Source organism: Citrobacter sp. S-77 (assembly GCF_963864895.1).
Classification (GTDB): Bacteria; Pseudomonadota; Gammaproteobacteria; order Enterobacterales; family Enterobacteriaceae; genus Citrobacter; species Citrobacter murliniae.
This window is the reverse complement of sequence record NZ_CAWLWU010000002.1, coordinates 2,533,148-2,555,401: the sequence shown is the minus strand read 5'-3', so window position 1 is coordinate 2,555,401 and position 22,254 is coordinate 2,533,148. Positions and strand designations below refer to the sequence as shown.

Sequence of the window (22,254 nt, the reverse complement as noted above, 5' to 3'; positions counted from 1 at the left end):
CGAACCTTCGAAGTCGATGACGGCAGATTTACAGTCTGCTCCCTTTGGCCGCTCGGGAACCCCACCACGGGGTAATGCTTGTACTGGCCTGCTTCCGGTGGGAAGCGGGGCGCATCATATCAAATGACGCGCCGCTGTAAAGTATTCCGTTGATAAAAAAGAACTGGTTGCCTGATTTTTACGCGTAAAGATGTAAAGGTAACCAATTTAATTATCAATCGATTACAGAATAATCGTTCGGTTACCGTAGACAAAGACTCGCTGGGCCAGAACCTGATACAAGGCCCGGCTTAAAACATTTTTTTCTACGTCGCGGCCCGCACGCATCATATCTTCTGCGGTATAGGTGTGATCCACATGAATCACGTCCTGCATAATAATTGGACCTTCATCGAGGTTATCATTCACATAGTGAGCCGTTGCACCGATAATTTTAACACCGCGCTCATAAGCCTGATGGTACGGACGTGCACCAATAAAGGCTGGCAGGAACGAGTGGTGAATATTAATGATCTTATTCGGAAAGCGTGAAACAAATTCTGGGGTCAAAACACGCATATATTTCGCCAATACAACATAATCGGGCTGATGTGCGTCGATGGCATCGGCCATTTTCTGATCGTGTTCTTCGCGTGTTAATCCTTCGTGGCTGACCAGCTCAAAGGGAATATCAAAACGCTCAACCAGAGAACGCAGCGTATCGTGGTTGCCAATAACCGCAGCAATTTCAACATCGAGTCCGCCATAATTGGCTTTCATTAACAGGTCACCCAGACAATGTGCTTCCTTGGTGACCAATATAACAATGCGGCGACGTCCTGCCGGCGTTAGTTCGCGAATTGAACCTTCTGGTAAGGCGCTGTCCAGATCGGTCAGTAGCGTGACGTCATTAAAAATACCTTCCAGTTCCGTGCGCATAAAAAAGCGCCCGGTGCGATGGTCAACAAATTCATTGTTTTGCACGATGTTCAGTTCATGCTTGTAACAAATATTGGTGATCCGTGCGATCAAACCTTTCTGATCGGGACAGATAGTGCGAAGAACTTTACGTTGTTGTGAATGCATTGCCGGGGTAATCCTGTTGAGAATGTTTGCATCATTGATGCGCTGTCGGGCATTGGTTAGCCGCAGCACTTTTTAAATTTTTTACCTGACCCGCAAGGGCAGGGGTCGTTTCGGCCTGGTTGAGGGCGCGTACCATCAATATAATACCACTGGCCGTTTTCCTTTAAAAAACGAGATCGCTCGATAATTGCGCCTGTTTTCCCCTGTTCAGAAAAACGCGCAACGAAGCTGACATATCCGACATTGTCTGTGTCTGACGTCGCCTGTTCAAAAATGGTCAGTCCGAGCCATTCGGTATGGGCAAACCCTGCGATAATATCATCCCGATAAGCGGCTGCATTACAGTCCGGGTGCCAGGTTTTAATCAGGTAATCTGCGTCTTTCATCACAAAAGCACAGTAACGAGAACGCATGAGGTGTGACGGCGTAGGTGCTACTTGCGCGCCGGACACATAACGGTAGCAACATAGGCTATACTCGACAGCGCTACCACAGGGACAAAGCTGAGACACAAATTACTCCCTGGAATAAAAAAACGGCGTAAAAACGCCACGGTGGCACTATGTTAACTGAGCCGTGGCGATGTTGCTACGTCTGCAAGCCAGGGGAAGTCTGTAGGTACAATGAGAAAAATTAAAATTGGGCTGGCGCTAGGTTCCGGCGCAGCACGAGGCTGGTCGCACATCGGTGTGATTAAGGCCCTTAAACACATGGGCATTGATATTGATATTGTGGCAGGGTGTTCCATCGGTTCGCTGGTCGGGGCCGCCTACGCTTGCAACAAATTACCCGCCCTTGAGCAGTGGGTCTGCTCATTTAGCTACTGGGATGTGTTACGTCTGATGGATCTCTCGTGGCGCAGGGGGGGATTACTGCGCGGTGAACGGGTATTTAACCAGTATCGTAATGTCATGCCGGTGGAAGCCATCGAACAATGCTCTCGCCGTTTTGCAACTGTTGCGACCAATTTGAGTACTGGCCGGGAGCTATGGTTTACGGAAGGTGACTTGCACCTTGCAGTCCGAGCCTCCTGCAGTATTCCTGGCCTGATGTCTCCGGTTGCACATAATGGCTACTGGTTGGTTGATGGCGCAGTAGTTAACCCCGTGCCAGTCTCTCTCACACGAGCGATGGGCGCTGATATCGTCATTGCAGTCGATCTGCAACATGATGCGCATCTCATGCAACAAGATCTGCTCTCCTTCAACGTCAGCAATGACACAGAGTCGAGTGATGATGAGCTTTCGTGGCATGCTCGCCTGAAAGAGCGGTTGAGTAATATTACTGCGCGACGTGCAGTAACCGCGCCGACGGCGATGGAGATCATGACGACCTCAATTCAGGTTCTGGAAAACCGTCTTAAACGCAACCGCATGGCCGGTGATCCGCCAGATATCCTTATTCAGCCATTTTGTCCGCAAATATCCACGCTGGATTTTCACCGCGCAAGCGCCGCGATTGCTGCCGGGCAGTTAGCGGTAGAGAAGAAAATGGATGAACTTTTGCCCCTGGTGAAGACCAACGTTTAACGCATTTTTTATCAACACTTAAGTAAATTCTGACAGGCGTGAGTAGCAATAGCATGCCACTATTTATTAAAGCCAGTCAGGGGGGAGAATATGACGCAGCCATTGGTCGGAAAACAGATTCTTATTGTTGAAGATGAGCCTGTATTTCGCTCGCTTCTGGATTCATGGTTTTCCTCTTTGGGAGCGACAACGGCTGTAGCAGGCGATGGGCTTGATGCGCTGGAGTTACTTGGACACTTCACACCTGATTTGATGATCTGCGATCTTGCTATGCCGAGAATGAACGGTCTTAAACTGGTCGAATATCTGCGTAATCGCGGCGATCAAACGCCGATTCTGGTTATCTCTGCAACGGAAAATATGGCTGATATTGCCAAAGCGCTGCGGCTCGGTGTGGACGATGTACTGCTAAAGCCAGTAAAGGACCTCAACCGCCTGCGTGAAACGGTCTTTGCGTGTCTCTATCCCAACATGTTTAACTCACGTGTAGAAGAAGAGGAGCGGTTGTTCCGTGACTGGGATGCAATGGTAGATGACCCTGCGGCTGCTGCAAAACTGCTGCAGGAGTTACAGCCTCCGGTTCAGCAAGTTATCTCTCAATGTCGAATTAATTATCGACAACTGGTTGCCGCCGACCAACCGGGGTTGGTGCTTGATATCGCGCCGCTGTCAGACCACGACCTCGCTTTCTATTGTCTGGATGTGACTCGAGCGGGGGACAATGGTGTTTTGGCCGCACTGTTATTGCGCGCATTGTTTAATGGGCTGCTGCAGGAACAGCTGGCACATCAAAATCAACGGTTGCCGGAACTGGGAACATTATTGAAACAGGTTAACCATCTGCTGCGACAGGCCAACTTACCGGGTCAGTTTCCGTTGCTGGTGGGGTATTATCATAGTGGATTAAAAAATCTGATACTGGTATCCGCGGGTCTGAATGCGACATTAAATACAGGCTCACATCACGTACAAATCAGTAATGGTGTTCCCCTGGGGACATTAGGTAATACTTATCTTAACCAGCTAAGTCAACGCTGTGAGTCCTGGCAGTGCCAAATTTGGGGGGCTGGAGGACGTCTGCGTCTGATGTTGTCTGCGGAATGAACAATCGAATAGGAGGAGAATAAAATTACTTCACCTCCTTGTCTGCGTGAGTGCTACTATCAGCGCCAGATTTATTGGTAATTGTCTTAATTATTCCGACCCGCGTCCTTTTCAGACCTGATGCTTGTCGCGGTACTGATATACTCGGATGCGATACAGATTAATGAACACGTTCAATACATGAACAGTCCAGGAGAGTTTTAAATGGCTGCCCTAAATTCAAAAGTCAAAAAGGCCGTTATCCCGGTAGCGGGATTAGGAACCAGGATGCTACCGGCTACGAAAGCAATCCCGAAAGAGATGCTTCCACTGGTTGATAAGCCATTAATTCAGTACGTCGTAAACGAATGTATTGCTGCGGGTATCACTGAAATTGTGCTGGTGACTCATTCGTCTAAAAATTCAATTGAAAACCACTTCGATACAAGCTTTGAACTTGAAGCTATGCTGGAAAAACGTGTAAAACGTCAGCTTCTCGAAGAGGTTCAATCTATTTGCCCGCCACACGTGACTATTATGCAAGTTCGTCAAGGGCTGGCTAAAGGTCTGGGTCACGCGGTATTGTGCGCGCATCCGGTTGTTGGCGATGAACCCGTTGCGGTCATTCTGCCAGACGTTATTCTTGATGAATACGAATCTGATTTATCCCGCGATAACCTCGCTGAAATGATCCACCGTTTCGATGAAACTGGCAGCAGTCAGATTATGGTGGAACCTGTAGCGGATGTGACGGCTTACGGTGTTGTTGATTGTAAAGGCGTTGAATTAACACCGGGTGAAAGCGTACCGATGGTTGGTGTAGTTGAAAAACCAAAAGCCGATGTTGCACCTTCTAATCTTGCTGTTGTCGGACGTTATGTTCTCAGCGCAGATATCTGGCCTCTGCTGGCAAAAACACCTCCGGGAGCCGGTGATGAAATTCAGTTGACCGATGCCATCGATATGCTGATTGAAAAAGAAACAGTTGAAGCCTACCATATGAAGGGCAAAAGCCATGACTGTGGTAATAAGCTAGGTTATATGCAGGCGTTCGTTGAATATGGTATTCGCCATAATACGCTTGGCGCTGAATTTAAAGCCTGGCTCGAAGACGAGATGGGTATTAAGAAGTAACAGTCCGGTATTAATCAGGACGAAACGGCGCTGTTAATCCAGCGCCGTTTTTTTATACCTAATCCGGGTGGGGTGTTGTACGAAGTACAGATAAAAAAAAATCCCGCCACAGGCGGGATTTTAAGCAAACTAATTCTGAATTAATCCTTGATCAGGAAATCGTCCAGTTGTTTACCTTGTTCTTCCATTGCTTTCTTGATCACAGCCGGTGTACGACCCTGACCAGTCCAGGTTTTGGTTTCACCATTTTCGTCAACATAGCTATATTTAGCCGGACGTGCTGCGCGCTTAGCTTTGGTGCCAGATTTAACAGCAGCCATGCTATTCAGCAGTTCGTTAGGGTCAATACCGTCAGCAATCAGCATTTCACGATATTGTTGCAGTTTACGAGTACGCTCTTCAACTTCAGCAGCGGCAGCGCTTTCTTCTTCGCGACGCTCGCTAACGACAACTTCTAATTTTTCCAGCATTTCTTCAAGCGTTTCCAGAGTACATTCTCTTGCCTGCGCACGAAGAGTACGGATGTTGTTCAGAATTTTAAGTGCTTCGCTCATTTTAGTAATCTCAAACTTATATTGGGGTGGTTTGTTGAGCTAATAATAGAGCTATAAATTCAGTTGTGCAATAGCCAGGAATGTAAGGAATTCAAAATTGCGCTTTATTTAGTATCATTATTTATTCTCCAGTCTTAAATTTTACCTGATGAACGGCATAAAAAAGGCTTATTGGTGAGGGGGCTTCTCATCAGGGGAGAGTAAAAATTCAGGATTCAGGTCACATTTTTACCGTGTTGTAATAGTATCTCTTTGCAGCAATTTCAACCTTTTGTATTAGTTTTGCTTACGGAAATTCGCTATTACGAGGTTGTCACAGCGAGAGGCAATAACAATAAGAGCAAGGGTTCTTTATTGATCTGTGACGATAAGTAGCATTGATGAATTTTGTTAGCACTATTTGTGAAAGAGTGTGTATATACGCGTCATACTTCATGTCACTTGCACTTTGGTTGTGCGCATTTACAACATTGCACACTTAAGAATGCTCCCGCGAACACTTACTGTACCCACATTATTTAGGGGGAGGAGGGTGATGAGTGTCCGCTCTTTTATACCTTCTGGTGACGACGAACACCGACAAGTTTGCGAGTTATGCTACAATCCTGCGCATATTTATTTCCCCAGGTGAGGGCTTACGGTCAATGGCACAGCTATATTTTTACTATTCTGCAATGAATGCAGGTAAGTCGACTGCATTGCTGCAATCTTCGTACAATTATCAGGAACGCGGTATGCGTGCTGTTGTATATACAGCGGAAATTGATGATCGCTTTGGTGCGGGAAAAGTAAGTTCACGTATAGGACTGTCGTCACCTGCAAAATTGTTTAACCAAAATTCATCATTGTTCGAAGAGATTCGTGCGGAGAATGCGCAGCAAAGAATACATTGTGTGCTGGTGGACGAGTCTCAGTTTTTGACACGACAACAGGTTTATGAATTATCAGAGGTTGTCGATCAGCTCGATATTCCTGTTTTATGTTACGGTTTACGCACCGATTTTCGTGGTGAATTATTTGGTGGCAGCGAATACCTGCTCGCATGGTCAGATAAGCTGGTTGAATTAAAGACCATTTGCTTCTGTGGCCGCAAGGCGAGCATGGTATTACGACTTGATCAGGCTGGGCGACCTTTTAATGAGGGCGAGCAGGTCGTAATAGGCGGGAATGAGCGTTATGTATCGGTATGCCGCAAGCATTATAAAGAAGCGCAGTCTGAAGGCTCTTTAACGGCCATTCAGGAACGACACAACCACAATTAATCCCTCAAACGCTCATAAGCGCTGATACACCCTGGGTAGGTCTATTGGTCTACCCTGACCATACTCTCTCTTCTGACGCCGTTCTTGCCTTCTATGTACGATTTTCTGTTAGTGCCATTGACCTACAATGTCTGATGCCAGAACCGTTTGAATTTGTAAGATTCAGACGAAAAAAAACGGTCCCATCGGGACCGTTTATGGTGATGCTAAAACTTATGCGTGGGAATTAAGCGGATTTTTTCGCTTTTTTCTCAGCTTTTGGCGCAGCAGTTACTTCTGTTTTAGCGACAGTTTCACCTTCGTTGTATTCACGACCGTAGTAAGTATCCATCAGGATCTGTTTCAGTTCAGAAATCAGCGGATAACGCGGGTTAGCACCGGTACACTGGTCATCAAACGCATCTTCAGACAGTTTGTCAACGTGTGCCAGGAAGTCAGCTTCCTGAACGCCAGCTTCACGGATAGACTTAGGAATACCCAGCTCAGCTTTGATTTCTTCCAGCCATGCCAGCAGTTTCTGGATTTTTGCTGCTGTACGGTCGCCCGGAGCACTCAGACCCAGATGATCTGCGATTTCAGCGTAGCGACGACGTGCCTGAGGGCGGTCGTACTGGCTGAATGCAGTCTGCTTAGTTGGGTTGTCGTTCGCGTTATAGCGGATAACGTTGCTGATCAACAGGGCGTTCGCCAGACCGTGAGGAATGTGGAACTGAGAACCCAATTTGTGCGCCATTGAGTGACATACGCCCAGGAAGGCGTTAGCAAACGCGATACCGGCAATAGTCGCTGCACTGTGTACACGTTCACGAGCTACCGGGTTCTTAGAACCTTCATGGTAGGACGCTGGCAGGTTTTCTTTCAGCAGTTTCAGCGCTTGCAGAGCCTGGCCATCGGAGAATTCAGAAGCCAGCACGGAAACGTAAGCTTCCAGAGCGTGAGTTACAGCATCCAGACCACCGAAAGCACACAGAGACTTCGGCATATCCATCACCAGGTTGGCGTCGACAATCGCCATATCCGGGGTCAGAGCGTAATCTGCCAGCGGATATTTCTGACCGGTTGCATCGTCGGTAACAACCGCAAACGGCGTTACTTCAGAACCCGTACCGGAAGTGGTAGTGACAGCGATCATTTTCGCTTTCACACCCATTTTCGGGAACTTGTAGATACGTTTACGAATATCCATAAAGCGCAGCGCCAGTTCTTCGAAGTGGGTTTCCGGATGTTCGTACATTACCCACATGATCTTCGCGGCGTCCATCGGGGAACCACCACCCAGCGCAATGATAACGTCTGGTTTGAAGGAGTTAGCCAGCTCAGCGCCTTTGCGAACAACGGTCAGAGTCGGGTCAGCTTCAACTTCAAAGAACACTTCAGTTTCAACACCAGCAGCTTTCAGAACGGAGGTGATCTGGTCAGCGTAACCGTTGTTGAACAGGAAGCGGTCGGTCACGATCAGAGCACGTTTGTGACCATCGGTAATCACTTCATCCAGTGCGATTGGCAGTGAGCCACGACGGAAGTAGATAGATTTCGGAAGTTTGTGCCACAACATGTTTTCAGCTCGCTTAGCAACGGTTTTCTTGTTGATCAGGTGCTTAGGACCAACGTTTTCAGAGATGGAGTTACCACCCCAGGAACCACAACCCAGAGTCAGGGAAGGCGCGAGTTTAAAGTTGTACAGGTCACCGATACCACCCTGAGAAGCAGGGGTGTTAATCAGGATACGCGCGGTTTTCATCATCTGACCGAAGTGAGCAACGCGTTCTGGCTGGTTGTCCTGGTCGGTGTACAAGCACGAGGTGTGACCGATACCGCCCATTGCAACCAATTTTTCTGCTTTCTCAACAGCGTCTTCGAAGTCTTTAGCACGGTACATTGCCAGCGTTGGTGACAGTTTCTCGTGTGCAAACGGTTCGCTTTCATCAACAACTTTAACTTCACCAATCAGAATCTTGGTGGTAGTCGGTACTGAGAAACCTGCCAGCTCAGCAATTTTGTATGCCGGTTGACCAACGATAGCAGCATTCAGCGCGCCATTTTTCAGGATAACATCCTGAACAGCTTTCAGCTCTTTGCCCTGCAGCATGTAGCCGCCGTGGCTGGCGAAACGTTCGCGAACAGCGTCATAGACAGAATCAACAACCACAACGGACTGCTCGGAAGCACAGATTACGCCGTTATCGAAAGTTTTGGACATCAGTACAGATGCAACAGCACGTTTGATATCAGCCGTTTCGTCGATAACAACAGGAGTGTTACCTGCGCCTACGCCGATTGCCGGTTTACCAGAGCTGTATGCTGCTTTAACCATGCCTGGACCACCGGTCGCAAGGATCAGGTTGATGTCCGGGTGATGCATCAGGGCGTTAGACAGTTCAACGGAAGGTTGATCGATCCAGCCGATCAGATCTTTCGGTGCACCAGCAGCGATAGCAGCCTGCAGAACAATATCAGCTGCTTTGTTGGTTGCATCTTTAGCACGTGGGTGCGGAGAAAAGATGATGGCGTTACGGGTCTTCAGGCTGATCAGCGATTTGAAGATAGCGGTAGAAGTCGGGTTAGTAGTTGGTACGATACCGCAGATAATGCCGATAGGTTCAGCAATAGTGATAGTACCGAAGGTGTGGTCTTCAGCTAAGACACCACAGGTTTTTTCATCTTTATAAGCGTTATAGATGTATTCGGAAGCAAAGTGGTTTTTAATCACTTTATCTTCGACGATACCCATGCCTGATTCGGCAACGGCCATCTTCGCGAGAGGGATTCGAGCATCTGCGGCAGCCAGAGCGGCGGCGCGGAAGATTTTGTCGACTTGTTCTTGAGTGAAACTGGCATATTCACGCTGGGCTTTTTTTACGCGCTCTACAAGTGCGTTAAGTTCAGCGACATTAGTAACAGCCATAATGCTCTCCTGATAATGTTAAACTTTTTTAGTAAATCATCTGCTCGATACGAGAGTATAGACAGATCGACGAAAATTTGTGTAACGTTTTGAAAATCAAACGGTTAATTAACGTCCATTTACATTGATTTACTAAAAGAGCTTATACGCTAGCGTCATTTAACTCTAACGCGTTACCTCCAGGTGGCGTAAGCAAGGTTACTCACTTCTGAGTAGTAATTGCGTGATCTGGATCAAAATTACGCAAAGCTGACACCTTTCAGCAGGCCCTTTTAGCGTTTATCGGTAAGTGTTAATAAATTGATGTGATGGATGGGTGTAACATTATCATATTTAATACATATTAATAACACTGAGTAATGGTAGCGTGTTTACACACATATACACAGATAGAAGGTGAACTATGCTGCTAAAAGGCGTATCTTCAGCGCGGTTTTAATCAATTTTTATGACTCATTTTTATCCGGCTAACGCTTCGGAGCTAACCGTGATCCAAACGCTATTTGATTTTCCTGTTTATTTTAAATTTTTCATTGGGTTATTTGCGTTGGTCAACCCCGTAGGGATCATCCCTGTTTTCATCAGCATGACCAGCTACCAAACCGCTGCGGCGCGTAATAAAACAAACCTCACGGCGAACCTGTCAGTTGCTATCATCCTGTGGATCTCTTTGTTCCTTGGTGACGGTATTCTACAACTCTTCGGTATTTCGATTGATTCGTTCAGGATTGCCGGTGGGATTCTGGTTGTCACCATTGCGATGTCGATGATCAGCGGAAAACTCGGGGAAGATAAGCAAAACAAACAGGAAAAATCAGAGACCGCCATACGTGAAAGTATCGGTGTTGTCCCGCTGGCATTGCCGTTGATGGCGGGGCCGGGGGCGATAAGTTCAACCATCGTCTGGGGAACTCGTTATCACAGTGCAATAAACCTGTTCGGTTTCTTTGTAGCAATTGCGTTGTTTGCCTTGTGTTGTTGGGGACTTTTCCGCATGGCACCCTGGCTGGTTCGCCTGCTGGGGCAAACAGGTATCAACGTCATTACGCGAATTATGGGGTTATTGCTTATGGCATTGGGTATCGAATTCATTGTCACCGGGATCAAATCCATCTTCCCTGGCTTGCTTGCCTGACGAGTTTGTTTACCGCAAACGGAGCTGATTCCAGCTCCGTTTCTTTTCATTATTAGTAAAACCTCTCACTAAAGTTGAAAACCAGCACTGGAATGATTGAAGCGGCTGGTTGCGTATATTTACATTATGTATTGATTTTAAAGATAATTATTTTAAAGGCATTACGGTTGAGCTGCGGAGTCATTGTTATTTTATTAACATCATACTCTGGGGCTTGCTGTAGGATTATCGAAATGTTATTAGTTATTTCAGCATCTATTTTAGATGAATGTGCTAATTAATAACCAATTGTTAATTTTATGTACATTTTGACGTCAAGCAGAGACCGGACAGGGTTGTTTACTGCGAATTTGACGTATCTAGTTGATTTTTTTGTTTTTATTGTAAGCTCTCTCTTTTGTTGAGACTCTGTTTAGTGCGATTTATTTTCGATAAAAGAGAATTGGTTAACAAATCTGTAAAATGTATTGGCGGTTAAGAAACGCATTTGGTACTTTCCGGCCAGGTATTTTGCAGAAGATTTCACGTTGATGAGAATAATTTTCAATTAGTTTCTCACAGCAAAAGTAGTAGCGTGCTTCCGGCAGGGGAGGTACGTAGATAATCGACGCAAGGCGGTCGTACGAATCGCCAGAATAAATAAAGTCGGTGATAGCGAGCAGTAAACAATAAACCACCTGACGGCAGAAAATCTCCGGTGCTGTACAGGAATCCTAACAGGATTAACAGTCTGGTTATAAAACCAGCCATAATAATGAGGGAGTACAAACACAATGTCTAACATCACAAAAAAAAGTTTAGTAGCTGCGGGGATCCTAACTGCGCTAATAGCCGGGAATGTTGCTACGGCGGCAGTTGTGCCAGCTGGTGTTCAGCTTGCTGAAAAACAGACGCTGGTGCGTAATAATGGCTCGGAAGTTCAGTCACTCGATCCACATAAAATCGAAGGTGTACCGGAATCCAACATTAACCGTGACTTATTCGAAGGTTTATTAATCAGTGACGTTGATGGCAAACCATCACCAGGCGTGGCTGAGAAATGGGAAAATAAAGATTTTAAAGTCTGGACATTCCATCTGCGTAAAGACGCAAAATGGTCTGACGGAACACCTGTTACTGCACAAGATTTCGTCTATAGCTGGCAGCGTCTGGCCAATCCGAATACCGCATCACCGTATGCCAGTTATTTGCAGTACGGTCATATTGTCAATATTGATGATATTATCGCCGGTAAAAAGTCGGTAACAGACCTCGGTGTAAAAGCGGTTGATGACCATACCTTTGAAGTGACCCTTAGTGAACCAGTTCCTTATTTTTATAAACTGCTTGTTCACTCTTCCGTTTCACCAGTCCCTAAAGCCGTTGTTGAAAAATTTGGTGATAAATGGACCCAGCCAGCTAACATCGTTTCTAACGGGTCATACAAACTGAAAGATTGGGTAGTTAACGAACGCATTGTGCTTGAGCGTAATACCAACTACTGGGACAACGATAAAACGGTTATTAACCAGGTAACCTACCTGCCTATTTCCTCTGAAGTCACTGACGTTAACCGCTATCGCAGTGGTGAAATCGACATGACCTATAACAACATGCCGATTGAGTTATTCCAGAAGCTGAAAAAAGAGATCCCGAACGAAGTTCACGTTGATCCGTATCTGTGTACCTACTATTACGAAATTAACAACCAGAAAGCACCGTTCAACGATGTTCGTGTTCGTACCGCACTGAAGCTGGCGCTGGATCGTGACATTATCGTCAACAAAGTAAAAAACCAGGGCGATCTACCGGCTTATAGCTTTACACCGCCATATACCGATGGCGCGAAACTGGTTGAACCAGAGTGGTTCAAATGGTCACAGGAAAAACGTAACGAAGAAGCTAAAAAACTGCTGGCTGAAGCAGGCTTCACTGCTGAAAAACCACTGACCTTCGATCTGCTGTATAACACCTCTGATCTGCATAAGAAACTGGCTATCGCTGCGGCATCTATCTGGAAGAAAAATCTGGGCGCAAACGTGAAGCTGGAAAACCAGGAGTGGAAGACCTTCCTCGATACGCGTCATCAGGGCAACTATGATGTTTCGCGTGCAGGCTGGTGTGCGGATTACAACGAGCCGACCTCTTTCCTGAATATGGTGCTGTCTGACAGCTCCAACAACACCGTCCACTATAAGAGCCCTGCATTTGACAAGCTGATTGCAGATACTCTGAAAGCTACGGATGAAGCGCAGCGTAGTGAGCTGTATTCGAAAGCAGAACAGCAGCTTGATGCCGACTCTGCGATTGTACCGGTTTATTACTATGTTAACGCCCGCCTGGTGAAACCATGGGTAGGCGGATACTCCGGTAAAGACCCGATGGATAATATCCACGTTAAAGACTTGTATATTATCAAGCATTAATGGCAAGACGTGGGGCAATCTTTTTTTGCCCCACAGTGTCTTTTTTCATTGAACTATAAACACCTCTTTGCCATGACGTTTGGGTGAAAGAGGTGTAAAGGCACACGCCAGAAGGTACGGGCAATGTTGAAATTTATATTACGCCGCTGTCTGGAAGCGATTCCGACGCTGTTTATTCTTATTACGATTTCATTCTTTATGATGCGCCTTGCACCGGGAAGTCCTTTCACCGGGGAGCGCGCGCTGCCGCCAGAAGTTCTGGCGAATATTGAAGCTAAATACCATCTTAATGACCCGATCTCGACACAGTACTTCAGCTACCTGAAGCAACTGGCGCATGGTGATTTTGGACCCTCATTTAAATATAAAGACTACACGGTTAATGACCTGGTCGCTTCAAGCTTTCCGGTTTCTGCGAAGTTGGGTGCTGCCGCCTTTATTCTCGCGGTTGTTATCGGGGTGAGTGCTGGTGTGATTGCCGCATTGAAGCAAAATACCCGCTGGGATTACACGGTAATGGGGGTAGCGATGACCGGGGTGGTGATCCCCAGTTTCGTTGTTGCTCCCTTATTAGTCATGATATTTGCGATAACGCTGAAATGGTTACCCGGCGGAGGCTGGAACGGTGGGGCGCTGAAATTCATGATCCTGCCGATGGTGGCGTTATCACTCGCTTATATCGCCAGTATCGCCCGTATTACTCGCGGCTCGATGATTGAAGTGTTGCACTCTAACTTTATTCGTACTGCTCGAGCCAAAGGGCTGCCGATGCGACGCATTATTTTCCGCCACGCATTAAAACCCGCGCTGTTGCCTGTACTGTCCTATATGGGCCCGGCATTCGTCGGTATTATTACCGGTTCAATGGTTATTGAAACTATTTATGGCTTACCAGGTATTGGACAGTTGTTCGTGAATGGCGCGCTGAACCGCGATTACTCGCTGGTATTGAGTCTGACCATCCTGGTGGGGGCGCTGACCATCGTGTTTAATGCGATTGTCGATGTGCTGTATGCCGTTATCGACCCGAAAATTCGTTACTGATACTGGAGCTCGCTATGATGTTAAGTAAGAAAAACAGCGAGACACTGGAGAATTTCAGTGAAAAGCTGGAGGTCGAAGGTCGCAGCCTTTGGCAGGATGCTCGTCGACGCTTTATGCATAACCGCGCGGCGGTGGCAAGCCTGATAGTGCTGGTCATCATTGCGCTCTTTGTAACGCTGGCGCCTATGTTGTCGCAGTTTACCTACTTCGATACCGACTGGGGAATGATGTCCAGCGCGCCGGATACAGAGTCCGGACACTATTTCGGTACTGACTCATCAGGACGCGATCTGCTGGTGCGTGTGGCGATTGGCGGGCGTATCTCGCTGATGGTTGGGATTGCTGCGGCGCTGGTGGCGGTGATTGTGGGCACGTTGTACGGGTCGCTGTCGGGTTATCTGGGCGGCAAAATTGACTCTGTAATGATGCGTCTGCTGGAAATTCTCAACTCCTTCCCGTTTATGTTCTTCGTGATTTTGTTGGTCACCTTCTTTGGACAGAATATCCTGCTGATTTTTGTGGCGATTGGGATGGTATCCTGGTTGGATATGGCGCGTATCGTGCGTGGCCAAACCCTGAGTCTGAAGCGCAAGGAGTTTATCGAAGCGGCGCAGGTGGGTGGGGTGTCTACCGTGCGTATCGTTATCCGTCACATTGTGCCGAACGTGTTGGGTGTGGTGGTGGTTTACGCTTCGCTACTGGTACCAAGCATGATCCTGTTTGAATCCTTCCTGAGCTTTCTCGGCTTAGGTACTCAGGAACCGTTAAGCAGTTGGGGCGCACTACTAAGCGATGGCGCTAACTCGATGGAAGTCTCTCCGTGGCTGCTGTTGTTCCCGGCAGGTTTCCTGGTGGTCACTTTGTTCTGTTTCAACTTTATTGGCGATGGCTTGCGTGATGCCCTCGATCCGAAAGACCGTTAAGGAGTGCAGCCATGAGCGTAATTGAAACCTCAACCGTGCCGCTCGCGCAACAACAGGCTAACGCACTGCTGGACGTTAAAGACCTTCGCGTGACGTTTGAAACCCCTGATGGTGACGTAACTGCGGTAAACGATTTGAACTTCACGCTGCGTGCCGGTGAAACGCTGGGCATTGTGGGAGAGTCTGGTTCAGGGAAATCACAAACGGCGTTTGCCCTGATGGGATTGCTGGCGGCGAATGGCCGCATTGGTGGATCTGCAACATTTAACGGGCATGAAATTCTGAATTTACCCGAGCGCGAGCTGAACAAACTGCGTGCCGAGCAAATTTCGATGATCTTTCAGGACCCGATGACCTCTCTGAATCCGTATATGCGGGTCGGGGAGCAGTTAATGGAAGTTCTGATGCTACACAAAGGCATGAGTAAAGCGGAAGCCTTTGAAGAATCCGTCAGAATGCTGGACGCGGTAAAAATGCCGGAAGCACGCAAGCGCATGAAAATGTATCCGCATGAATTCTCCGGCGGGATGCGCCAGCGTGTGATGATTGCCATGGCGCTGCTCTGTCGGCCAAAGCTACTGATAGCTGATGAGCCGACTACTGCGCTGGATGTGACGGTTCAGGCACAAATTATGACGCTACTGAATGAGCTTAAAAGTGAATTCAATACCGCGATCATTATGATCACCCACGACCTGGGCGTGGTCGCGGGTATCTGCGACAAGGTTCTGGTGATGTATGCCGGACGTACCATGGAGTATGGCAGCGCGCGCGATGTCTTTTATAAGCCCGTTCATCCGTATTCTATCGGCTTGCTCAATGCGGTGCCGCGCCTGGATGCTGAAGGCGAAGAGATGCTGACTATCCCGGGCAATCCACCAAACCTGTTGCGTTTGCCAAAAGGGTGTCCGTTCCAGCCACGTTGTCCGCATGCTATGGAAATTTGTAGCAGTGCTCCGCCACTGGAAGAGTTTAGTCCGGGCCGTCTGCGCGCCTGCTTTAAACCGGTGGAGGAACTGGTATGACAGCGGTTACTGAACAACGTAAAGTGCTCCTCGAAATAGCCGACCTCAAAGTCCATTTCGATATCAAAGACGGTAAACAGTGGTTTTGGCAGCCATCGAAAACCCTGAAGGCAGTTGATGGCGTAACCCTGCGACTGTATGAAGGTGAAACGTTAGGCGTAGTGGGTGAGTCCGGTTGTGGTAAATCGACGTTTGCGCGGGCGATTATCGGCCTGGTGAAAGCCACCGATGGCAAGGTTGCCTGGCTGGGTAAAGATCTGCTGGGTATGAAGCCTGATGAGTGGCGGGAAGTACGCAGCGACATTCAGATGATTTTCCAGGATCCGCTGGCATCATTAAATCCGCGTATGACCATTGGCGAAATTATTGCCGAACCGCTACGAACTTATCATCCTGGTCTGCCTGGTCAGGAAGTTCGCGATCGCGTGAAGGCTATGATGATGAAGGTCGGTTTGCTGCCAAACCTGATTAACCGTTACCCGCATGAGTTTTCGGGCGGACAATGCCAGCGTATCGGTATTGCTCGTGCACTTATCCTTGAGCCGAAGCTGATTATTTGCGATGAACCGGTTTCCGCGTTGGACGTGTCAATTCAGGCGCAGGTGGTAAACCTGCTGCAACAGCTACAGCGTGAAATGGGATTGTCGTTAATCTTTATTGCCCACGATTTGGCAGTGGTTAAACACATTTCCGATCGCGTGCTGGTGATGTATCTGGGGCATGCGGTGGAATTAGGTACTTATGATGAGGTGTACCATAATCCGCTGCATCCTTACACCAAAGCCCTGATGTCGGCGGTGCCAATTCCCGACCCTGATCTGGAAAGGAACAAGACTATCCAGTTGCTGGAAGGCGAACTGCCGTCACCGATTAATCCTCCGTCAGGTTGCGTGTTCCGCACGCGCTGCCCGATTGCCGGACCTGAATGTGCGAAAACGCGGCCGGTTCTTGAGGGGAGTTTCCGCCATGCGGTTTCCTGCCTGAAAGTAGACCCGCTATAATCGAGAGGGCTGACAAAAGTCAGCCCTTCTTTCAGGTGAGGTGAATGTGTCTGGCTTAGTGTCTTCTGTCCGGCGTGCGCTCTATCGCAAATTATTCGATTTAAACACGCGTTCAGGCCGTCGTTTTGAAGGCATGTGTGCGTTGTTTGCGTTGCTCAGCGTCATTGTTATCTTCGTTGAGTCAGGCGTTGGGACGCAATACCATTTAACTTTTGATGAATGGCGTTCTTTCGTTTGGCTGGAGATATTTATTACCCTGGTTTTCACCATCGAATATCTGCTTCGATTGTGCTGCTGGGCTAATCCGGCTAAATACGTGTTTAGCTTTTGGGGAATTATTGATCTGGCCACCATATTACCGCTGTATGTGATGTGGCTATGGCCTGAAATCAGTCTTAATTATGTTTTTGCCTGGCGAGCGATGCGTGCCATTCGTGTGCTGCGTATCCTCAAACTCCTGCGCTTTATGCCATCATTGCGCGTATTCTGGAGTGCCATCAAAAGTGCGCGTCATCAGCTGATCCTGTTCTATTCATTTATTGCCATTCTGATGATTATTTTCGGCGCGTTGATGTACCTTATTGAAGGGCCAAAATATGGCTTTACTACGCTGAATGCGTCGGTCTACTGGGCAATAGTGACGGTAACGACGGTGGGGTATGGCGACACTCCACATACGCCATTAGGTCGCATGGTAGCGTCGGTGCTTATTTTGATTGGTTATTCGGTGATTGCGATACCGACGGGGTTGATTACGACGCATATGAGCAGTGCGTTTCAACATCGCCAGAATCAACGTAAATGCTCTCAGTGCCAGCAGAGCCAGCACGAACACAGCGCACAATTTTGTAATCGCTGTGGAAGTAAACTGCCTGATTAAATAAAAAAAGCTGCGAGAGCAGCTTTTTTGTTTGATTATTCGCGCCAGAGAATGTGGCAGAGTTTGTGATCTTTTTCGCGGCATAACAGAACGCGCGCGAAAATATCGTTAATCTCACCATCTTCGGTATCGGCCAGACCGATCACTACTTCGGCAAAAAAGTCAGGATTCAGGTCAAAATCGACGTGCTCCTGCCAGTCTTCCGCCGGGTCAAATAATTCTGCGCCGCCACGCTCTTCAAATTGCAAATTGAACAGAATGATGTCAGCAGGATCAAGGTTGTCTGCTGCCAGTTCGAGAAAAATATCATAAGCCTGCTCAAGCGTTTCATCTTCAGTCAGGCGATTGTTCAAATCCATATCCATAATGACTACCTGTTTACCGTCTCTTGGGCACGTTTTACAGCAACGGGCTAAAGAAGTAAAACAGTCGCTCGGTGATCCGCTGCCAGAGTGGTCGTTTTACCCATAAACGCGCATCAAGCAGGCGGGAACGGGAGATGTAATCGTCCTGTACCGCTGCAAGATCGGCACCAAACCCGGCATCGTCAATCACTAACGTGATTTCAAAGTTCAGCCACAGACTACGCATATCCAGGTTCACAGTACCGACCAGACTCAACTCGCCATCGACCAGCACGCTCTTGGTGTGTAACAGGCCGCCTTCAAACTGGTAAATTTTGACGCCAGCAGCCAGCAGTTCGGTGAAAAATGCCCGGCTTGCCCAACCCACCAACATTGAGTCATTCTTGCGGGGAAGAATAATACTGACATCGACTCCACGCTGTGCCGCCGTACAGATGGCGTGCAACAGATCGTCGCTGGGGACGAAGTAGGGCGTGGTCATAATTAAATATTCGCGTGCGGAATACGCAGCGGTCAATAAAGCCTGATGAATTAAATCTTCAGGAAAACCCGGACCTGACGCAATGGTGTGAATTGTGTGCCCGCTGGCCTGCTCAAAAGGCATAATATTGACATCAGGTGGCGGTGGTAAAATGCGCTTACCGGTCTCAATTTCCCAGTCACAGGAGTAGACGATCCCCATGGCTGTCGCTACCGGGCCTTCCATCCTCGCCATCAGATCAACCCATTGGCCGACACCTGAATCCTGTTTAAAGAAACGTGGATCCACCATGTTCATGCTGCCGGTATAAGCGATGTAATTATCGATCATGACCATTTTACGGTGCTGGCGCAGGTCCATGCGGCGCAAAAAGACACGCATTAGGTTAACTTTCAGCGCCTCGACAACTTCGATGCCGGCGTTACGCATCATGGCGGCCCACGGGCTACGGAAGAAGGCCACGCTGCCTGCGGAATCCAGCATCAAACGACAGTGGATCCCCCGACGTGCTGCCGCCATTAATGATTCAGCGACCTGATCGGCCATACCGCCAGGTTGCCAGATGTAAAACACCATCTCAATATTATGCCGTGCCAGTTGTATGTCGCGGATAAGCGCCTGCATAACGTCGTCAGAACTGGTGAGAAGCTGAAGCTGATTCCCCTTAACACCTGCAATTCCCTGACGTCGTTCGCACAGCTTAAATAAAGATGCGGCGACGCTGCTGTTCTCCTGAGCAAAAATATGCTTACAAGCTTTGAGATCGTTCAGCCACTTGGCCGTTGAAGGCCACATCGCCCTGGCCCGTTCGGCGCGGCGCTTACCGAGGTGGAGTTCACCAAAGGACAAATAAGCAATGATCCCTACTAATGGCAGAATATAGATGATCAAAAGCCAGGCCATTGCTGAGGGTACTGCGCGTCGCTTCATCAGAATGCGTAATGTTACGCCAGCAATGAGTACCCAGTATCCCAGAATGACCAGCCAACTCACCACCGTGTAGAAGGTTGTCATAAATTTAAAAATCCTTTTGAAAGCGTATTGTTAAGAGTTTACGCATCAAGATTCATCTGGCAAATAAAAACACGGGAAAACCACTGGTCTGCGTTCGGTCTGGCGGTATAATGCCCACTCTGTGACTGGAAGAGTAGTTAACATGAAGCGTAGTAGAACGGAAGTGGGGCGCTGGCGGATGCAGCGTCAGGCCAGCCGCCGTAAAGCGCGTTGGCTTGAAGGACAATCGCGTCGTAATATGCGTATCCATACCATCAGAAAGTGTATTCTCAACCATCAACGTAACTCGTTACTGTTTGCGATCCACGGAATCTGATCGAAAAAGGGCACCCCAGTGGTGCCCAATGTATTTCTATCGCTTTCTTTCTAAATCAAAATACTTTTTTGTACGGCTTCACTGAAACCTGTGCATAGACACCTGCTGCTACGTACGGGTCCGCTTCAGCCCACGCTTGTGCTGCTTCTAAAGATTCAAATTCGGCAATCACTGTTGAACCCGTAAATCCCGCAGCTCCCGGATCGTTGCTGTCAACTGCCGGCATTGGGCCTGCGGTCAGAAGACGACCTTCGTCATGGAGAAGCTGTAGACGAGCCAGATGAGCTGGACGCACGGAAAGACGTTTTTCGAGAGAGTCGGCGATATCTTGAGCATAAATAACGTACAGCACGGGAAGAGCTCCTTAATCGGTAAAAGTCGTTAATTACGTTATTGGAAAGGTCTGGTAACTGCAACGTAAAGATAACCGATTTGTTAAGACCACATTATAATGATGGTTTATTTACATGAAATTGCGTTTTAAATGCCGCTTACTTCACTGGCCTTATTGAATATGATTGCTATTTGCATTTAAAATCAGGGCCTGGTTTTTTAACTGAAACGATTATGACTTCAATGACCCTTGATTTACCTCGTCGCTTTCCCTGGCCGACGTTACTTTCCGTCGGCATTCACGGTGCTGTAGTGGCAGGTCTGCTGTATACCTCGGTACATCAGGTTATTGAACTGCCTGCGCCTGCGCAGCCAATCTCCATCACAATGGTTGCGCCCGCCGATCTCGAACCACCTCAGGTAGTTCAGCCGCCGCCGGAACCTGTCGTGGAGCCTGAACCGGAACCTGAGCCAATCCCGGAGCCACCGAAAGAGGCGCCGGTAGTGATTGAGAAACCGAAGCCTAAACCAAAACCGAAACCAAAACCGGTGAAAAAGGTACAAGAACAGCCGAAGCGTGACGTTAAACCGGCTGAACCACGTACGGCTTCGCTGTTTGAAAATACAGCGCCTGCTCGTCCGACTACCAGTACCGCGCCGGCAACCAGTAAACCTGCAGTGAGCGTACCCGCTGGTCCGCGTGCGTTGAGCCGTAATCAACCGCAGTATCCGCCGCGTGCGCAGGCCCTGCGTATTGAAGGCCGCGTAAAAGTTAAATTTGACGTCACATCAGATGGTCGGGTGGAGAATGTGGAGGTGCTTTCCGCACAGCCTGCCAATATGTTTGAGCGTGAAGTGAAGAATGCGATGCGCAGATGGCGCTATGAGGCAGGAAAACCTGGATCTGGCTTGGTGGTGAACATTGTCTTCCGAATGAATGGCACCACGCAAATAGAGTAAGAAAAACAAACAAAAAAGCCTCCATTGGAGGCTTTTTTGTATTACGTGACCCATCCTGAATAGCGTTGACACGTTCCTGACTTAAATACGGAGAACGTGATGATGACTGAGTTCAAACGCACCCAACGCGATTACCCTCTATCCTTTAAAATAGCTGTTGTTGAGCAGGTTGAAAAAGGCGAGATGACCTATAAGCAGGCCCAGCAGCGGTATGGTATTCAGGGGCGCTCCACCGTTCTTGTCTGGTTGCGTAAGTATGGCCGACTTGACTGGAGTCCCGGACTTCCTGACCTGGTGAAGAGGAAACTGCCTGTGGCTCAGACGATTATCCCGCTTACACCCGAGCAAAGAATCAGGGAACTTGAAGAACAGCTTGAGCTGGCGAACCAGAAAGCTGAGTTTTTTGAGTCGGTTATCAACGTCCTGAAAAATGATTACGGGGTGAGCGTTGTAAAAAAGCGGCCCGGCAAGTCCTCGCGCAAAGTCCGGCCCCAAAAATAACTGTTACGCGTGCATGCCAGTTCCTGGGGCACAGCAGACAGGCGTGGTATCAGGACAATACAAGACGCAGAAAAAGACAGGAACATCATGTTCAGGTTCTTGAGTTTGTTGCCCGAGTCAGGTGTCGTCAGCCGCGAATCGGTACGCGTAAACTGCACTATCTGCTGAACACTCAGTCCGATAAAATGCTGAATATCGGACGAGACCATCTGTTTAACCTGCTGGATGAATACCGGCTCCTGGTGCCAGTGAAACGGGCATATCACAAAACCACTAACAGCCATCATCGCTTTTACCGGCATCCTAATCTGCTGAAATCCGGCCCTGAGCAGGTTACCC

General features: G+C 48.2%; 20 protein-coding genes and 1 pseudogene. 14 read left to right on the top strand and 7 right to left on the bottom strand.

What is annotated here, in order from left to right:
- Positions 1-222 precede the first annotated feature (222 nt).
- A complete protein-coding gene (gene purU, locus AACS05_RS12750; RefSeq protein ID WP_045443630.1) occupies positions 223-1,065 on the bottom strand; it encodes a formyltetrahydrofolate deformylase in 843 nt (280 codons plus the stop codon).
- A gap of 56 nt (positions 1,066-1,121) precedes the next feature.
- Positions 1,122-1,577: a YchJ family protein gene (locus AACS05_RS12745; RefSeq protein ID WP_045443627.1), complete on the bottom strand. Its 456-nt coding sequence runs from the start codon at positions 1,575-1,577 to the stop codon at positions 1,122-1,124.
- Positions 1,578-1,688: 111 nt separating this feature from the next.
- Here AACS05_RS12745 and rssA point away from each other — a divergent pair, with 111 nt between their 5' ends.
- The 3 genes from rssA (at position 1,689) to galU (ending at position 4,811) form a co-directional block, all read left to right on the top strand.
- Positions 1,689-2,594 (top strand): patatin-like phospholipase RssA, encoded by a 906-nt coding sequence (gene rssA, locus AACS05_RS12740; protein ID WP_045443623.1) that lies wholly within the window; start codon positions 1,689-1,691, stop codon positions 2,592-2,594.
- A 90-nt stretch (positions 2,595-2,684) separates the two neighbouring features.
- Positions 2,685-3,698 (top strand): two-component system response regulator RssB, encoded by a 1,014-nt coding sequence (rssB, locus tag AACS05_RS12735; RefSeq protein ID WP_045443620.1) that lies wholly within the window; start codon positions 2,685-2,687, stop codon positions 3,696-3,698.
- 204 nt (positions 3,699-3,902) lie between these two features.
- Complete coding sequence (gene galU / locus AACS05_RS12730; protein ID WP_045443617.1) at positions 3,903-4,811, top strand: UTP--glucose-1-phosphate uridylyltransferase GalU; 909 nt, start codon at positions 3,903-3,905, stop codon at positions 4,809-4,811.
- Between the two features lie 140 nt (positions 4,812-4,951).
- Here the strand turns inward: galU and hns are convergent, their stop codons facing one another.
- Entirely contained in the window at positions 4,952-5,365 is a 414-nt protein-coding gene (gene hns / locus AACS05_RS12725) for a histone-like nucleoid-structuring protein H-NS (protein ID WP_006684280.1), read from the bottom strand.
- A 644-nt stretch (positions 5,366-6,009) separates the two neighbouring features.
- On the opposite strand from hns, the gene tdk reads away from it, so the two are divergent.
- Entirely contained in the window at positions 6,010-6,627 is a 618-nt protein-coding gene (gene tdk, locus AACS05_RS12720) for a thymidine kinase (RefSeq protein ID WP_045443613.1), read from the top strand.
- Between the two features lie 226 nt (positions 6,628-6,853).
- Here the strand turns inward: tdk and adhE are convergent, their stop codons facing one another.
- Positions 6,854-9,532, bottom strand: coding sequence for a bifunctional acetaldehyde-CoA/alcohol dehydrogenase (gene adhE, locus AACS05_RS12715; RefSeq protein WP_045443611.1), 2,679 nt, complete (start codon positions 9,530-9,532; stop codon positions 6,854-6,856).
- Between the two features lie 487 nt (positions 9,533-10,019).
- Between adhE and ychE the strand changes: the two genes are divergently transcribed.
- The 7 genes from ychE (at position 10,020) to AACS05_RS12680 (ending at position 17,945) form a co-directional block, all read left to right on the top strand.
- On the top strand, positions 10,020-10,667 hold the full coding sequence (gene ychE / locus AACS05_RS12710) for an NAAT family transporter YchE (protein WP_045449650.1): 648 nt from the start codon (positions 10,020-10,022) through the stop codon (positions 10,665-10,667).
- A 773-nt stretch (positions 10,668-11,440) separates the two neighbouring features.
- A complete protein-coding gene (gene oppA, locus AACS05_RS12705; RefSeq protein WP_045443609.1) occupies positions 11,441-13,072 on the top strand; it encodes an oligopeptide ABC transporter substrate-binding protein OppA in 1,632 nt (543 codons plus the stop codon).
- A 123-nt stretch (positions 13,073-13,195) separates the two neighbouring features.
- The gene (oppB, locus tag AACS05_RS12700; RefSeq protein ID WP_005126405.1) at positions 13,196-14,116 is read left to right on the top strand and encodes an oligopeptide ABC transporter permease OppB; all 921 of its coding nucleotides are present in this window, start codon (positions 13,196-13,198) and stop codon (positions 14,114-14,116) included.
- Positions 14,117-14,130: 14 nt separating this feature from the next.
- Positions 14,131-15,039, top strand: a complete 909-nt coding sequence (gene oppC / locus AACS05_RS12695; protein ID WP_045443607.1) for an oligopeptide ABC transporter permease OppC — start codon at positions 14,131-14,133, stop codon at positions 15,037-15,039.
- An 11-nt stretch (positions 15,040-15,050) separates the two neighbouring features.
- On the top strand, positions 15,051-16,064 hold the full coding sequence (gene oppD / locus AACS05_RS12690) for a murein tripeptide/oligopeptide ABC transporter ATP-binding protein OppD (RefSeq protein ID WP_045443604.1): 1,014 nt from the start codon (positions 15,051-15,053) through the stop codon (positions 16,062-16,064).
- Entirely contained in the window at positions 16,061-17,065 is a 1,005-nt protein-coding gene (gene oppF / locus AACS05_RS12685) for a murein tripeptide/oligopeptide ABC transporter ATP-binding protein OppF (protein WP_045443601.1), read from the top strand. Before oppD ends, oppF begins: the two co-directional genes overlap by 4 nt.
- Positions 17,066-17,111: 46 nt before the next feature.
- Entirely contained in the window at positions 17,112-17,945 is an 834-nt protein-coding gene (locus AACS05_RS12680; protein WP_045443599.1) for an ion transporter, read from the top strand.
- Positions 17,946-17,980: 35 nt separating this feature from the next.
- Here the strand turns inward: AACS05_RS12680 and AACS05_RS12675 are convergent, their stop codons facing one another.
- Positions 17,981-18,310 carry an HI1450 family dsDNA-mimic protein gene (locus tag AACS05_RS12675; protein WP_003020691.1) on the bottom strand — a complete coding sequence of 110 codons (330 nt, stop codon included), beginning with the start codon at positions 18,308-18,310 and terminating at the stop codon, positions 17,981-17,983.
- A gap of 34 nt (positions 18,311-18,344) precedes the next feature.
- On the bottom strand, positions 18,345-19,805 hold the full coding sequence (cls, locus tag AACS05_RS12670) for a cardiolipin synthase (protein ID WP_045443598.1): 1,461 nt from the start codon (positions 19,803-19,805) through the stop codon (positions 18,345-18,347).
- A 142-nt stretch (positions 19,806-19,947) separates the two neighbouring features.
- Between cls and AACS05_RS12665 the strand changes: the two genes are divergently transcribed.
- Positions 19,948-20,121 (top strand): YciY family protein, encoded by a 174-nt coding sequence (locus tag AACS05_RS12665; RefSeq protein ID WP_135322069.1) that lies wholly within the window; start codon positions 19,948-19,950, stop codon positions 20,119-20,121.
- Between the two features lie 55 nt (positions 20,122-20,176).
- On the opposite strand, the gene AACS05_RS12660 is transcribed toward AACS05_RS12665, so the two are convergent.
- Positions 20,177-20,473 carry a YciI family protein gene (locus AACS05_RS12660; RefSeq protein WP_003020675.1) on the bottom strand — a complete coding sequence of 99 codons (297 nt, stop codon included), beginning with the start codon at positions 20,471-20,473 and terminating at the stop codon, positions 20,177-20,179.
- 224 nt (positions 20,474-20,697) lie between these two features.
- Here AACS05_RS12660 and tonB point away from each other — a divergent pair, with 224 nt between their 5' ends.
- Positions 20,698-21,414 carry a TonB system transport protein TonB gene (gene tonB, locus AACS05_RS12655; protein ID WP_045449648.1) on the top strand — a complete coding sequence of 239 codons (717 nt, stop codon included), beginning with the start codon at positions 20,698-20,700 and terminating at the stop codon, positions 21,412-21,414.
- A 99-nt stretch (positions 21,415-21,513) separates the two neighbouring features.
- Positions 21,514-22,254: pseudogene (locus tag AACS05_RS12650) on the top strand (helix-turn-helix domain-containing protein); the annotation flags it as partial.